This window comes from Dactylosporangium siamense (assembly GCF_016862795.1).
In the GTDB taxonomy this organism is placed as follows: Bacteria; Actinomycetota; Actinomycetes; order Mycobacteriales; family Micromonosporaceae; genus Dactylosporangium; species Dactylosporangium siamense.
This window is the reverse complement of record NZ_BONQ01000118.1, coordinates 22,779-35,580: the sequence shown is the minus strand read 5'-3', so window position 1 is coordinate 35,580 and position 12,802 is coordinate 22,779. Positions and strand designations below refer to the sequence as shown.

The window sequence follows — 12,802 nt, the reverse complement described above, 5'->3', positions numbered from 1 at the left end:
AACACCAACGTTACGTAATTCCCCCGACACTGGCAAACCGCCCCACGGGTGATCCAACGCACGGAAGGTAAGCCTCGCCTTACTAACCCAACCAGCACAAACGCCCCAGCCGCCCCGTTGACCAAAGTCGCCCCACGGCCGCCCGGACGACCACGACACGACTTCGATCACAGCAGCATGGCTTGTGGTGGAGGATCTATCTCGCCCGGCCGATGCGAGCCGCCGAGCGCGGCTTCTGGCTGAAGGAGACCCCATGAGCCTGCCCGACTTCACAGCCATGACGCACGACGAGATCGCCGACTGGCTCATGCACAACGACACCGTCGAGTTGATGCGGCTGGCATCGGCGATGCCGGCGGACACGCGCATCGCCGTGGTCGACGCGCAGGGCGACGAGATCATGAAGACCACGGCGTTCCGGATGCCGCCCTCACTGCTGGCGGAGATGGACGAGGTGGCCGGCAACGACAGGGAAGGCCGGTCCGGCATCGTGCGCAGGGCAGTGCGCGAATACCTCGACCGGCACGGGCAGAGCGGGCCCGCGGCGGCGTGAGCGACCGCGGCGGGGCGGGATATGTAGCCGCGCGTAGTATCGGCCGCGTGCTGGGGATGTTGTTGTCGCTGCTCGATCGGCCTGTGGTGCTGCGCCGGGCGGCCCTCGCAACGCTGGTCGCCAATGTCGGGATCGTCTGCACCGGGGGCCTGGTCAGGTTGACCGGGTCCGGGCTCGGCTGCCCGACGTGGCCGCGGTGCACCGAAGAGTCCTACGTGACCACCCAGGAAATGGGGCATCACGGGCTCATCGAGTTCGGCAACCGGACCCTGACGTTCGTGCTCGGGCTGATCGCGGTCGTCGCGCTCGCCGCCGCGTGGCGGCAGCGGCGCCGGGTGCCGGGGCTGCTCAAGGCCGCCGTGTGGATGATGGCCGGCATCGCGTTCCAGGGCGTCCTCGGCGGGATCACCGTGCGGATGGCGCTCAACCCGTGGACGGTGATGGCGCACTTCCTCGCGTCGATGGTGCTGATCGCGCTGGCGTACGTGTTCTGGCACCGCACCCGTGACGTCCCGCCGCGCTGGACCGCGCCGGCCGCGATGCGCACCGGCGGGGTCGTGGTCACCGCCGTGTCCGCCGCGGTGCTGGTGCTCGGCACGATCGTGACCGGCAGCGGGCCGCACTCCGGGGACACCAGGGCCGCCCGGACCGGGTTCGACCCGGAGACGGTCTCCCAGCTGCACGGCGACGCCGTGTTCGTGCTCGTCGGGCTGACCCTGGCGATGTGGTTCGGCCTGCGCGCGCTCGGCGCGCCGCTGCGGGTCACCCGGGCCGCCGCGGTGCTGCTGCTGGTCGAGCTGGGTCAGGGGGTCGTCGGGTTCGTGCAGTACTTCACCGGGCTGCCCTGGCCGGTCGTGCTGCTGCACATGCTCGGCGCCTGCCTGGTCTGGACCGCGACGCTGGGCCTGCTGCTGTCCGTGACACCCCGGGTGAAGGACGTCGAACAGAGCGAAAGGACCTACGCGCCCCACTCCGACGCCAGCACCGCGTAGAGCAGGTCGTCGGTCCACTCGCCCTTCCAGTAGCTCGCCCGCACCTGCAGGCCCTCGCGGCGGAAGCCGAGGCGCTCCAGGAGCCGGGCCGAGCGCTCGTTGCGGGCGTCGAGGGACGCGTGCACCCGGTGCAGGCCCTCCTCCACCAGCAGGTGCCGCACCACCCGGCCGACGGCCTCGGTCGCGTAGCCGCGGCCCTGGAAGGCGGGTGCGAACGTGAAGCCGATCTCCGCCTGCCGGCCGCCGTCGCCCCGGTTGACGCCGACGTCGCCGAGCAGGAGCCCGCTGTCGCGGCCCTCCACCGCGTACTGGAACCAGCCTTCCCGCTCCGGGTCCAGGCGCGCGGTCTCGGCCACGAACGCGAGGGCGTCGCCGAGCGGGTAGGGAGCGTCCCACGACTGGTACCGGGCGACGTCCGGATCCGAACGGTAGGCGGCGAGTGCGGCGGCGTCACCCGCGTGGAACCGCCGTAACAGCAGCCGGTCTGTCTCCAGGAGCACGCCCGAAGTGTAGTGCCACGGACGCCGCCAGCAGAGCGATGACCGCCGATACGATCAGCCGCACGATGAACACGTGCGGACCGCAGTAGTCCAGCGTCGCGGTGACGAACGCGCCCGCCGCGAACGCCTCGACCGCCACCGACCAGAAGAGCATCGGCCGGCGCGGGACGGCCGGGGCGGGGCCGTGCCAGGTGCGGACGAGATGGCGGCTTCCCACGTGCCAGAGGAACAACGGCAACAGCAGCAGCGCGGCGTAGTCACTGACGTCGCGGACGGCGCGCCACGACGCGATCACGCCTGGGTTCGGGTGGCTGACCAGGTCCCACAGCAGGTGGCTGGCGTCGCCGAGCAGCGCCGAGACCGCGGTGACCCACCACGGGTGCCGCACCCCGCGGAGCGCGCCGAACTCGCGCAACGACCCCGGCAGGTGCGCCGCGACGATGGGCGCGCCGAGGCGGATCAGCCGGCTGACGAGCACCGTGACCGGTAGCCCCCACCAGAACATCGCGGCGACCGTGTGGCTGCGGACGATGAAGGCGTTGCCGAGGGCGTAGGCGATGTCGGGGGCGGTCGCACCGACGGCGAGGGCGACCCCGTCGAACCAGCGCGGCCGCCACAGCTTCAGCGGCAGGACGGCCAGGGGATGCGTCGGCAGGGTCGCGGGCACGCCCCGACCCTGCCGCAGCCGGCGCCGGATCCGCACCGCCCTGCACCGGACCCGCACAGGATCTTCACGACGCGGCGGACCGGGTGACGCAGAACTCGTTGCCGGCCGGGTCGAGCAGGACCGCCCACCCGCTGCCGTCGGCGTTGCGATGGTCGGCGGCGAGGACGGCGCCGAGCGCGAGCAGCCGGTCGATCTCGGCGTCGCGGGGACGGTCGCCGGGCTGCAGGCACACGTGCACCCGGTTCTTCAGCGTCTTCGGCTCCGGCACGGCCTGGAAATACAGCCTGGGACCCTCGGACGGCTCGATCACGACCTCCTCGTCGCCCGGGGCACAGTCGGGGTGGACGGGGTGGCCGACCACGCCCGCCCAGAAGGACGCGAGGGCGTAGGGATCGGCGCAGTCGAAGGAAACGTTGCGAATGAACGACACCATGGTCTGCACCTTAAAGGCACAAAACACACATTGCCGGGTTGTAAATTCATCTGCACGATCTTTGGCCACAGATATTTTATGTGTAACTCTTCTGCAATGGGGCAACAGGAACCGCTGATCATGCAGATCTACTGCCGCCTGGAAGTCGCGGTCAATGACCCTGACGTCATCGCCAAGCTGGCCGGACAACAGCTCCGCGAGGCGGATATCGACTGGTCACGCAAGGAGGAGGACCTCGAAGAGGCGGTCCACCAGCTCGAGTCGGACCTGCAAGAGGCATTGGCATGTGTCGTTGAGCAGAACCGCATGACGGAGCACCTGTCCGGGGTCGAGCCGCGGGGTGGGCTGGTGTTCACCGCGTTCGGCAAGCCGGACGACCGCTTCCGCCCCGGCTTCACGGACTTCTTGTAACGATCCTCCTGTAACGGTCAGAACGGGTAGGGGGCGATCGTGCCGCGGACCGTGATCCACCGCAGGTCGGTGTATGCGTCCGCGTTCGATCCGCCCCCGGCCCGGGAGCCCGTCCCCGAGTCGCGGACCCCGCCGAAGGGCGCGACCGCCTCGTCGTTGACCGTCTGGTCGTTGACGTGCACGATGCCGGTCGGGATCCGTTCGGCGAGGGCGAGCCCCCGCATCGGGTCGCCGGTGAGGATGCCCAGCGACAGCCCGTAGCCGGAGTCGGCGGCGAGCGCGACGGCCTCGTCCTCGCTGCTGAACCGCACGACCGGCGCGACCGGCCCGAAGACCTCCTCCCGGTAGGCGGGCGCGTCGACGCGGACCTGGTCCAGGACGGTCGGGCGGTAGAAGAGCCCGTCGTAGGTGCCGCCGGCGGCCAGCCAGGACCCGTCCGCCACGGTCGCCTCGACGAGGCGGTGCACCTTGTCCCGCTGGCCCGCGTCGATGAGCGGGCCGAGCGCCACCTTCCCGGTGAACGGGTCACCGACCGGCAGGGCGTCGGCGTGCGCGGCGAGGCGCTCCACGTAGTCGTCGGCGATGGACGCGTGCACCAGGTGCCGGCCCGCCGTCATGCAGATCTGCCCCGAGTGCAGGTAGGAGCTCCAGGCCCCCGGCGGAGACCGCGAGGTCCAGGTCGGCGTCGGGCAGCACCACCAGGGCCGAGTTGCCGCCGAGCTCCAGGTGGACCCGTTTGAGGTGGCGCCCGGCGAGCTCGGCCACGGCCCGGCCGGCGCCGGTGGAGCCGGTGAACGCGATGACCCTGGTCGCCGGGTGCGCGACCAGCGCGGCGCCGACGTCGGCGCCGCCGGGCAGGACGTGCAGCAGCCCGTCGGGCAGCCCGGCCTCGCGCAGCAGCGCGGCGATCGCGAACCCGCCGCCGACGGCCGTGCGCGGGTCCGGCTTGAGCACGACCGCGTTGCCGACGGCGAGCGCCGGCGCGACCGCACGGATCGCGAGGATCAGCGGGAAGTTGAACGGGGCGATGACGCCGACGACCCCGACCGGTGACCGGCGGGCCAGGCTGAGCCGGGGCAGGGCGCTGGGCAGGATGTCACCGAGCGGGCGGGACGCGAGCGCGGCGGCCTCGTAGCACTCCTGCGCCGCGACGTGCGTCTCGACGGCCGCCTTCGCCGGCACCGAACCGGCCTCCCGGACCAGCCACTCGTCCACGTCGGCGGCCCGCGACTCGAACAGCGCGCCGGCCCGGCGCAGCACCCCGGCCCGCTCCTCGAAACTGGTAGCGGCCCAGGCGGGCTGGGCCGCCGTGGCCGCCCGGCAGGCCCGGTCGACGTCGGCGGTCGAGGCCAGCCCGACCCGGCCGAGGACGGCACCCGTCGCCGGTTCGACGACGTCACGGAGACCGGCGCCGAGAGGGCGCGGGTCAAGCAGTTCGGTCATGATGTCCTCGCCTGTTGGATGTGGGTGTACACACGGCCGCGCAGCTGCGTGAACCGCGGTGCGGCCCGGGTCGTCAGCTGGTCGCGTCCGGCCGGCAGGTCCACGTCGAGGGTGTCGAGGATCGTGGTCGGCGACGCCGACAGCACGATGACCCGCTGCCCCAGGTAGACCGCCTCGTCGATGTCGTGGGTGACGAACAGCAGCGTCACCCCGAGGCGCCGCCACACCTCGCGGATGAGGTCCTCGAGGTCGGCGCGGGTCTGCGCGTCGACGGCCGCGAACGGCTCGTCCATCAGCAGCACCTTCGGCTCGAACGCGATGGCGCGGGCGATCGCGACCCGCTGCTGCATCCCGCCGGACAGCTGCCAGGGGTAGGCGTCGCGGGCCTCGGCCAGCCCGACCGCGGCGAGGGCCTCCTTGCCCAGGCCCGGCTTGCGGGGCCCGGACAGCGGCAGCCCCACGTTCTCGTGCACGCGCAGCCACGGGAAGAGGCTGCGGCCGTACTCCTGGAACACCACGGCCAGCCCGTCCGGCGGGCCGGTGACGAGCCGGCCGGCGACCCTGACCTCGCCGGCGGTCGGCCGCAGCAGCCCGGCGACGCACCGCAGCAGCGTGGTCTTGCCGCAGCCGGACGGACCGACGAGGCACACGAACTCGCCGTCGTCGAGCTTGAACGTCAGGTCGGCCAGGGCTTCCACCCGCCGGCCATGCCCGTCGTACACCTTCCGAAGCCCGTTGACCTCCAGCATCACCACTCCTTCTCAGTGCTGCTTCTCGGCGGCCCGCTGGCCGTGGTACCAGCGCAGGACCGAGCGTTCGACGAGCCGGAACAGAGCAGCCAGGGCGACGCCGATCAGGCCGAGCAGCAGCACGCCGCTCCACATCTCGGGGATCTGGAACCCGCGTTGGAACTGCACGACGGTGAACCCGAGCCCGCTCCGCGCGGCGAACATCTCGCTGATCACCATGAGGATCACGCCGATCGACAGGGCCTGCCGGGCGCCGGTCACGATCTGCGGCGAGGCGGCCCGCAGCACCATCCGCCGCACCGGCGGGACGCGGTAGACCGCGCAGGTGTCGGCGAGCACACCGTCGACGGCGCGCACCCCCTCGACCGTGTTGAGCAGGATCGGCCACACGCAGCCGGACACGATGACGAGGACCTTCATCAGGTCGCCGATCCCGGCGACCAGGATCAGGATCGGCACCAGCACCGGCGGCGGGACCGCCCGCAGGAACTCCAGGACCGGCTCGACCGTCTCGCGCACCGCCGGGTGCCGGCCGATGACGACGCCGGCGGCGATGCCGAGCACCAGCGCGACGGCGTAGCCGGCGCCGAGCCGGGCGAGGCTCGGCAGCACGTCGTCGGCGATCCGCGCGCCGAACCAGGTGTCGGCGAACGCGACCAGGATGGTGCGCAGCGGCGGCCGGTAGAAGTCCTTCGAGCCGGCGGACAGCACCCACCAGCCGGCGAACAGCACCGCCGGCAGCGCGATGACCTTGAGCGCTTTCACACCGCCACCCGCTGGGACGGGTGCCAGCGCAGCAGCCGCCGCTCCCCCGACCTGGTGGCGAGGTTGACCGCGACGCCGAGCAGGCCGGTGACCACGACCAGGGCGTACATCGCGGGGACGGCGCCGCTGCTCTGCGCGACCGCGATCTCCTTGCCGAGGCCCGGGGTGCCGATGATCAGTTCGCCGGTGATGGTCAGGATCAGCGCGACCGACGTGGCCAGCCGGATCCCGGTGACCGTGTACGGCAGCGCCGTCGGCCACACCAGCGTCCGCAGCCGCTGCCACGGCGACAGGCGCAGGCTGTGGGCCGTGTCGCGGGCGACCGGGTCGACGTCGGCGACCCCGTGCAGGACCTGGACGAGCACCTGCCAGAACGACGCGTACACGACCAGCAGCAGCGTCGCCGTGCGGCCGGTGCCGTACAGCAGCACCGCGAGGGGGATCAGCGCGACGGACGGGATCGGCCGCAGGAACTCCACCGTCGAGGAGGTCAGCACCCGCAGCAGCGGCACCGAGCCGATGAGCATCCCGGCCGCGACCCCGCAGACCACGGCGACGGCCAGGCCGTACGCCCAGGTCTGCAGGGTGTCCAGCAGCGCGACCCAGAACGTCCCGTGGCGCACCTCCTCGCCGAGGGCGGCGGCGATGCGGCTGGCGGGTGGCAGGTACGCGGCCGGGACGAGCCCCAGCCGTGGCGCCGCCTCCAGCAGCGCCACGAACCCGGCGGCACCGAGCAGGCCCCTCACGGCAGCAGTTCGTCCAGTGCCGGCGCCTTCTCGAGGAGCTTGTCCTGGACGGCGAGGTCGGTCAGGGTCTGCACCGACGCCTTGTTGATCTCCGCGGGCCAGGCCGGCAGGGTGATCTTCGTGGTCACGTCGGCGGCGATCTGCGTGTAGGTGCCGATGATCGCGCGGACCTCGTCGGGGTGCGCGGCGGCGTACGCGAGGGACTCCGCCATCGCCTCCTTGAACCGTTTGACCAGGTCGGGGTTCTTCGCGATGAGCTCCTGCGAGGTGAAGTACGCCGCCACGGTGAGGTCGGGCGCGGCGTCGACGTAGTTGGAGGCGACGAGGCGGGCGCCCTGCGCCTTCGCGGCGGTGACGAACGGCTCCACGACCCAGATCGCGTCGACCCGGCCGGCGGCGAGGGCGGCCGGCTGGTCGGGGAAGGCCAGCTCGACGAACTTCACCGACGCGGGGTCGCCGCCGGCCTTGCGGACCGAGGCGCGCACGGTGGTGTCGCCGATGTTCTTCAGCGTGTTGACGGCGACGGTCCTGCCGGCCAGGTCCTTCGCGGACCGGATCGGGCTGTCGGCCTTGACGAGCACGCCGCCGAAGTCGGCGCCGTCCTTGCCGGTCGAGGCGACGCCGTTGCTGACCATCCTGATCGGCAGGCCCCGCGACTTCGCCAGGATCAGCGACGTCACGTTGCTGAAGCCGAACTGGAACTGGCCGCTGACCACGCCGGGCACGATCGCCGCGCCGCCCTGGCTGGTCTGCAGGTCCAGGTCGATGTTGCGGCCGCTGAAGAAGCCCTTCTGCTTGCCCAGGTAGATGGGGGCGACGTCGACGATCGCGATGACCCCGGCGGCGACCTTGTCGGGCTGGCCCGGCGCGGCGGGGGTGGGCGTGGGGGTGCCGGAGTTGCCGCCGCAGCCGGCGGCGAGCAGCAACACGGCGAGGGGTATGGCGAGGCGGCGCATCGAGGCTCCATCCGGATATGGGGTGTTCGGATGACGAACTTCTGTGCGTTGGTCGAACCTGGTGCCGACCGTAGAACGCTTGACGGTGGACGCGCAAGGTTCCTAGGCTTCCGTTCTGAGAACATCTGTTCGCTGTGCGAACTTTCCGCAAAGGGGTGGGTGTGGCCGACCTGATGGCGCTGCCCGAGGCGGTCGCCGCACTCGTCCGCGACGGCGACACCGTGGCCCTCGAGGGCTTCACCCACCTCATCCCCGTCGCCGCGGGGCACGAGATCATCCGGCAGGGCCGGCGCGACCTCACGCTGGTGCGCATGACGCCCGATCTCGTGTACGACCAGCTGATCGGCGCCGGCTGCGCCCGCAAGCTGGTCTTCTCGTGGGGCGGCAACCCCGGCGTCGGCTCGCTGCACCGCTTCCGCGACGCGGTCGAGCGGCAGTGGCCCCTCCCCCTGGAGCTCGAGGAGCACAGCCACGCCGGGATGGCCAACCGCTACGTCGCCGGCGCGTCGGGCCTGCCGTTCGCGGTCCTGCGCGGGTATCACGGCACCGACCTGTCGTCGCACACCGTCGTCCGGCCGATCGAGTGCCCGTTCACCGGCGAGGTCCTCACCGCCGTGCCGGCCCTCAACCCCGACGTGACCGTCATCCACGCCCAGCGCGCCGACCGGCGCGGCAACGTGCAGCTGTGGGGCATCACCGGCGTGCAGAAGGAGGCCGTCCTCGCCGCCCGCCGCAGCCTCGTCACGGTCGAGGAGGTCGTCGACACCCTCGACCCGCGGCCCGGCGCCGTCGTCCTGCCGTCCTGGGTCGTCACCGCCGTCGCCGCGGTGCCCGGCGGCGCCCGCCCGTCCTACGCGCAGGGGTACTACGACCGCGACAACGACGCGTACCGGGCCTGGGACGCCGTCAGCCGCGACCGGGCGGCGTTCACGGCCTGGTTGGAGGCCCTGTGACCGGCCCTGTGACCGGCCCTGTGACCGGCCCTGTGACCGGCCCTGTGACCAGCAGCCCGGTGAGCCCCGACGAGATGATGACCGTCGCCGCCGCCAGGGCGCTGCGGGGGCGCACCGCGTGCTTCGTCGGCATCGGCCTGCCGAGCGTCGCGGCCAACCTCGCCCGCCGCACCGGCAGCCCCGACCTGGTGCTCGTCTACGAGTCCGGCACGATCGGGGCCCGGCCGACCCGGCCGCCGCTGTCGATCGGCGACGGCGAGCTCGCCGAGACCGCCGACGCCGTCGTCAGCGTGCCCGAGATGTTCAACTACTGGCTCCAACCGGGACGCATCGACGTCGGGTTCCTCGGCGCCGCCCAGATCGACGAGCACGCCAACATCAACACCACGGTCATCGGCCCCTACGACACACCGAGCGTCCGGCTGCCCGGCGCCGGCGGCGCACCGGAGATCGCCGCGTCGTGCCGGGAGGTGTACGTGGTGCTCCGCCAGACCAGCCGGACGTTCGTGCCACGGGTCGCCTTCCGCACCTCCGTCGGCTACGGCGACGGTCCCGGCAGCCGCGCCGCGCTGGGGCTGCCGGGCCGCGGGCCGGTGCTGGTCATCACCGACCTCGGGATCCTCGCCCCGGACCCGGCGACGTGCGCGCTACGGCTGACCCACCTGCACCCCGGGGTCACCGTCGAGCAGGCCCGCGCCGCGACCGGCTGGGACCTGGCCGTCGCGCCGGATCTGGCGGACACCCCGCCGCCGAGCGCGGTGGAGCTCGCGGCGCTGCGGGCCCTCACGGCTCGTGGCCCTGCGGGCCCTCACGAAGGGAACACGTGACACATCCGGCGATGTCGGAGATCATCGGCGGGCAGCTCGATAGAGTCGGACCGGTCCACACCCCCACCGTCAGGGCGAGCATGAAACCGCATACCTCCAGCTTGTTTGACGGCGTCCTGGCCCGCGGCGAGGTCGCCGCGGCCGTCGGCGACGACGCGTGGCTGACCGCGATGCTCCAGGTCGAGGCCGCCCTCGCGCAGGTCCAGGCGTTCAGCGGGCTGATCCCGCAGGCGGACGCCGACGCGATCGCCGGCTGCGCCCGACCCGAGCACTTCGACCCGGCCGACCTCGGCGCGCGGGCCGCCGCCAGCGGCAACCCGGTCGTGCCCCTGGTCGAGACGCTGCGGGCGCTCGCCGGCCCGGCCGGCCCTTCCGTCCACCTCGGCGCCACCAGCCAGGACATCCTCGACACCGCCGGGATGCTGGTCGCGTCGCAGGCGCTGCGGCCGCTGCTCGCCGACCTCGCCGCGTGCGCGGAGCTGGCCGCCCGCCTCGCCCGCGAGCACCGCGACACCCGCATGATCGGCCGCACGCTGCTGCGGCAGGCGGTGCCGACCACGTTCGGGCTGAAGGCCGCCGGCTGGCTCAGCGGCCTCGACGCCGCCCGCTGGCGCCTGGAGCAGGTCCGGCGCGAGCGGCTCGCGGTGCAGTTCGGCGGCGCCGCCGGCACCCTCGCCCCGTTCGGCGACGACGGGCCCGACGTCGTCGAGGGCCTCGCCACGCTCCTCGGCCTCACCGAACCGGTCCTGCCCTGGCACACCGAACGGACCCGGGTCGCCGACCTCGCCGGTGCCCTCGGCGCCGCCGCCGGGATCGTCGCGAAGGTCGCCCGGGACCTGACCCTCATGGCACAGGACGAGGTCGACGAGGCCTCCGACGGCAGCCCCGGCGGCTCGTCGGCGATGCCGCACAAACGCAACCCGGTCGCCGCCGTCTGCGCCCTCGGCAGCGCCGGCTCGGCGCCTGGCCTGGTCGCCAGCCTCCTCGCCGCGATGGCGCACGAACACGAACGCGCCGCCGGGGCCTGGCACGCGGAGTGGCGGCCGCTGCGGGAGCTGCTCGTCTGCACCGGCTCCGCGGCCGCGTGGCTGCGGGCGGCCCTCGAACGGCTGCTCGTGCACCCCGACGTCATGCGCGCCAACCTCAGCCGCACCACCAGGTCGGATGAGTCCCCCGATGCCGCTGGTGTACTGGTGGACCGCGCACTCCAGGCGCACGCGAAGGGCCCGTGATGGAGCCTTCCGCGCCGCGCCCGGATTTCGTCCAGTCGCTCGAACGCGGGCTGGCCGTCATCCGCGCCTTCAACGCCGCCCGGCCGGAGCTGACCCTCACCGAGGTCGCCGCCGCGACCGGCGTCACCCGGGCCGCCGCCAGGCGGTTCCTGCTGACCCTGAGCGAGCTCGGCTACGTGCGCAGCGACGGCCGGCAGTTCTCCCTCACCCCGCGGGTCCTCGAACTCGGGTACGCCTACCTGTCGGGCCTGTCGCTGCCCGCCGTCGCCGAACCCCACCTGGAGTCCCTCGTCGCCGAGGTGAACGAGTCATCGTCGGTCTCCGTCCTCGACGGCGACGACATCGTCTACGTCGCCCGGGTGCCCACGTCCCGGATCATGACGGTGGCGATCAGCGTCGGCACCCGTTTCCCCGCGTACGCGACGTCGATGGGGCGGGTCATGCTCGCCGGACTGCCCCCGGAGGAGCTCGACGCCTACCTGGCGAAGGTCCGCCTGGAACGGCTGACCGCCCGCACCGTCGCCACCGCGGCCGCCCTGCTCACCGAGATCAACCGGGCCCGGTCGCAGGGCTGGGCGCTCGTCGACCAGGAGCTCGAGGAGGGGCTGCGGTCCGTCGCCGCGCCCATCCGGGACCGGACCGGCCGGACGGTGGCGGCGCTGAACATCTCCGCCGCGGCCAGCCGCAACTCGATCGAGTCCATCCGGCGTTCGCTGGTGCCGCCGCTGGTCGCCACCGCCGCGCGCATCGAGGCGGACCTGCCGGCCCGCCGCTTCTGACCTGTGTTCGGCCCGTGCCGGCCGTTCAGGCGGGCCGCCCGAACACCCGGGTGGCCTGTTCGGCGGCGGCGATCCCGTCGAGGTGGGCCGGGTCCGTGCACAGGATGATCGACGCACCCACGGACAGCGGGGCGAGGAGCCACTTCACCGGGTGCTCGTGCTCGGTGGCGTCGATGACGATCCGGTCGCCGGCACGCAGGTCCTGCCGCTCGGCGATCTCCCGGGCGATGCTGCCCCACTGCCCGTAGGTGGTGCCGTCGCCGCTGGCCGCCGACCCGGTCCGCACCAGCGCGGGCGCCGGCACGGCCATCGGGTGCCGGGCCGCCTCCGCCTCGAAGTCGCGCCAGCCGATGACGTCGCGCGGGTCACGGGCAGTGTCGGTCCCGACGACGAACCGGTGCGGCGCCTCGGGGATGTCCTCCAGCCACGAGCCGAGCCGCTCCCGGGCGGCGAACACCACGTCGAACGGCACGCCCGCGTCCGGGCCGGCGGCCGGCAGCCCCGCGGTCGCGGCCAGGTGGAACGACACCGCCACCCCCAGCGACCACGTGCCGAGCAGGGCTGCGGCCGTGCGCCAGTGCGGCGGCAGCAGGACCGCGGCGCGGCTGCCGGAGCCCAGGCCGCAGTCGTGCAGCAGACCGGCGGTGCGGGCGGCCCAGCCACCGAGCTCGGCGGCGGTCAGCGCGGTGCGCCGGCCGTCCGGGTCGTAGTGGGTGAGCAGCGGCAGGTCGATGCCGGCCACACCGGCGGGTCGGACCAACTGGGGAACGTCACGCACCCGACCACGGTAGCGGGG

The 12,802-nt window shown here is 73.1% G+C and carries 17 protein-coding genes; 7 read left to right on the top strand and 10 right to left on the bottom strand.

Annotated elements, in window-relative coordinates:
• Positions 1-253: 253 nt before the first annotated feature.
• On the top strand, positions 254-553 hold the full coding sequence (locus Dsi01nite_RS37325; RefSeq protein WP_203851087.1) for a ribbon-helix-helix domain-containing protein: 300 nt from the start codon (positions 254-256) through the stop codon (positions 551-553).
• A 56-nt stretch (positions 554-609) separates the two neighbouring features.
• Entirely contained in the window at positions 610-1,545 is a 936-nt protein-coding gene (locus tag Dsi01nite_RS37320; RefSeq protein WP_203851140.1) for a COX15/CtaA family protein, read from the top strand.
• Here the strand turns inward: Dsi01nite_RS37320 and Dsi01nite_RS37315 are convergent.
• From Dsi01nite_RS37315 to Dsi01nite_RS37305, 3 genes are all read right to left on the bottom strand, one after another.
• Positions 1,512-2,045 (bottom strand): GNAT family N-acetyltransferase, encoded by a 534-nt coding sequence (locus Dsi01nite_RS37315; protein ID WP_203851086.1) that lies wholly within the window; start codon positions 2,043-2,045, stop codon positions 1,512-1,514. The genes Dsi01nite_RS37320 and Dsi01nite_RS37315 overlap by 34 nt on opposite strands.
• A complete protein-coding gene (locus Dsi01nite_RS37310; RefSeq protein WP_203851085.1) occupies positions 1,996-2,712 on the bottom strand; it encodes a DUF4184 family protein in 717 nt (238 codons plus the stop codon). Before Dsi01nite_RS37310 ends, Dsi01nite_RS37315 begins: the two co-directional genes overlap by 50 nt.
• A gap of 64 nt (positions 2,713-2,776) precedes the next feature.
• Positions 2,777-3,145 (bottom strand): VOC family protein, encoded by a 369-nt coding sequence (locus Dsi01nite_RS37305; protein ID WP_203851084.1) that lies wholly within the window; start codon positions 3,143-3,145, stop codon positions 2,777-2,779.
• Between the two features lie 96 nt (positions 3,146-3,241).
• Between Dsi01nite_RS37305 and Dsi01nite_RS37300 the strand changes: the two genes are divergently transcribed.
• The gene (locus Dsi01nite_RS37300) at positions 3,242-3,556 is read left to right on the top strand and encodes a hypothetical protein (RefSeq protein WP_203851083.1); all 315 of its coding nucleotides are present in this window, start codon (positions 3,242-3,244) and stop codon (positions 3,554-3,556) included.
• A 17-nt stretch (positions 3,557-3,573) separates the two neighbouring features.
• Here the strand turns inward: Dsi01nite_RS37300 and Dsi01nite_RS58470 are convergent, their stop codons facing one another.
• From Dsi01nite_RS58470 to Dsi01nite_RS37275, 6 genes are read right to left on the bottom strand one after another with little or no spacing between them, the layout of a single operon-like run.
• Entirely contained in the window at positions 3,574-4,173 is a 600-nt protein-coding gene (locus Dsi01nite_RS58470) for an aldehyde dehydrogenase family protein (RefSeq protein ID WP_275423445.1), read from the bottom strand.
• A complete protein-coding gene (locus Dsi01nite_RS58465) occupies positions 4,082-4,999 on the bottom strand; it encodes an aldehyde dehydrogenase family protein (protein ID WP_275423444.1) in 918 nt (305 codons plus the stop codon). Before Dsi01nite_RS58465 ends, Dsi01nite_RS58470 begins: the two co-directional genes overlap by 92 nt.
• Entirely contained in the window at positions 4,996-5,748 is a 753-nt protein-coding gene (locus tag Dsi01nite_RS37290) for an ABC transporter ATP-binding protein (RefSeq protein ID WP_203851082.1), read from the bottom strand. The genes Dsi01nite_RS58465 and Dsi01nite_RS37290 overlap by 4 nt, the downstream gene beginning before the upstream one ends.
• A 12-nt stretch (positions 5,749-5,760) precedes the next feature.
• Positions 5,761-6,513: an ABC transporter permease gene (locus Dsi01nite_RS37285; protein ID WP_203851081.1), complete on the bottom strand. Its 753-nt coding sequence runs from the start codon at positions 6,511-6,513 to the stop codon at positions 5,761-5,763.
• Complete coding sequence (locus Dsi01nite_RS37280; protein ID WP_203851080.1) at positions 6,510-7,259, bottom strand: ABC transporter permease; 750 nt, start codon at positions 7,257-7,259, stop codon at positions 6,510-6,512. Before Dsi01nite_RS37280 ends, Dsi01nite_RS37285 begins: the two co-directional genes overlap by 4 nt.
• Positions 7,256-8,215: an ABC transporter substrate-binding protein gene (locus Dsi01nite_RS37275; protein WP_203851079.1), complete on the bottom strand. Its 960-nt coding sequence runs from the start codon at positions 8,213-8,215 to the stop codon at positions 7,256-7,258. Before Dsi01nite_RS37275 ends, Dsi01nite_RS37280 begins: the two co-directional genes overlap by 4 nt.
• A 161-nt stretch (positions 8,216-8,376) precedes the next feature.
• On the opposite strand from Dsi01nite_RS37275, the gene Dsi01nite_RS37270 reads away from it, so the two are divergent.
• The 4 genes from Dsi01nite_RS37270 to Dsi01nite_RS37255 all read left to right on the top strand — a co-directional run bounded on the left by Dsi01nite_RS37270 (position 8,377) and on the right by Dsi01nite_RS37255 (position 12,006).
• Positions 8,377-9,168 carry a CoA transferase subunit A gene (locus Dsi01nite_RS37270; RefSeq protein ID WP_203851078.1) on the top strand — a complete coding sequence of 264 codons (792 nt, stop codon included), beginning with the start codon at positions 8,377-8,379 and terminating at the stop codon, positions 9,166-9,168.
• 32 nt (positions 9,169-9,200) lie between these two features.
• Positions 9,201-9,995: a CoA-transferase subunit beta gene (locus Dsi01nite_RS37265; RefSeq protein WP_239136446.1), complete on the top strand. Its 795-nt coding sequence runs from the start codon at positions 9,201-9,203 to the stop codon at positions 9,993-9,995.
• Between the two features lie 101 nt (positions 9,996-10,096).
• Positions 10,097-11,227 (top strand): 3-carboxy-cis,cis-muconate cycloisomerase, encoded by a 1,131-nt coding sequence (gene pcaB / locus Dsi01nite_RS37260; protein ID WP_203851077.1) that lies wholly within the window; start codon positions 10,097-10,099, stop codon positions 11,225-11,227.
• Complete coding sequence (locus Dsi01nite_RS37255; protein ID WP_203851076.1) at positions 11,227-12,006, top strand: IclR family transcriptional regulator domain-containing protein; 780 nt, start codon at positions 11,227-11,229, stop codon at positions 12,004-12,006. The genes pcaB and Dsi01nite_RS37255 overlap by 1 nt, the downstream gene beginning before the upstream one ends.
• A gap of 25 nt (positions 12,007-12,031) precedes the next feature.
• Here the strand turns inward: Dsi01nite_RS37255 and Dsi01nite_RS37250 are convergent, their stop codons facing one another.
• Positions 12,032-12,784: a TIGR03089 family protein gene (locus tag Dsi01nite_RS37250; RefSeq protein WP_239136445.1), complete on the bottom strand. Its 753-nt coding sequence runs from the start codon at positions 12,782-12,784 to the stop codon at positions 12,032-12,034.
• Positions 12,785-12,802 lie beyond the last annotated feature (18 nt).

Excerpts from the sequence above, each read along its gene's own strand:
- Dsi01nite_RS58465 (WP_275423444.1), bottom strand. The coding sequence starts at position 4,999 with ATGACCGAACTGCTTGACCCGCGCCCTCTCGGCGCCGGTCTCCGTGAC.
- Dsi01nite_RS37290 (WP_203851082.1), bottom strand. The coding sequence starts at position 5,748 with ATGCTGGAGGTCAACGGGCTTCGGAAGGTGTACGACGGGCATGGCCGG.
- Dsi01nite_RS37255 (WP_203851076.1), top strand. The coding sequence starts at position 11,227 with ATGGAGCCTTCCGCGCCGCGCCCGGATTTCGTCCAGTCGCTCGAACGC.
- Dsi01nite_RS37320 (WP_203851140.1), top strand. The coding sequence starts at position 610 with ATGTTGTTGTCGCTGCTCGATCGGCCTGTGGTGCTGCGCCGGGCGGCC.
- Dsi01nite_RS58470 (WP_275423445.1), bottom strand. The coding sequence starts at position 4,173 with ATGACGGCGGGCCGGCACCTGGTGCACGCGTCCATCGCCGACGACTAC.
- Dsi01nite_RS37275 (WP_203851079.1), bottom strand. The coding sequence starts at position 8,215 with ATGCGCCGCCTCGCCATACCCCTCGCCGTGTTGCTGCTCGCCGCCGGC.
- Dsi01nite_RS37300 (WP_203851083.1), top strand. The coding sequence starts at position 3,242 with ATGGGGCAACAGGAACCGCTGATCATGCAGATCTACTGCCGCCTGGAA.
- Dsi01nite_RS37325 (WP_203851087.1), top strand. The coding sequence starts at position 254 with ATGAGCCTGCCCGACTTCACAGCCATGACGCACGACGAGATCGCCGAC.
- Dsi01nite_RS37305 (WP_203851084.1), bottom strand. The coding sequence starts at position 3,145 with ATGGTGTCGTTCATTCGCAACGTTTCCTTCGACTGCGCCGATCCCTAC.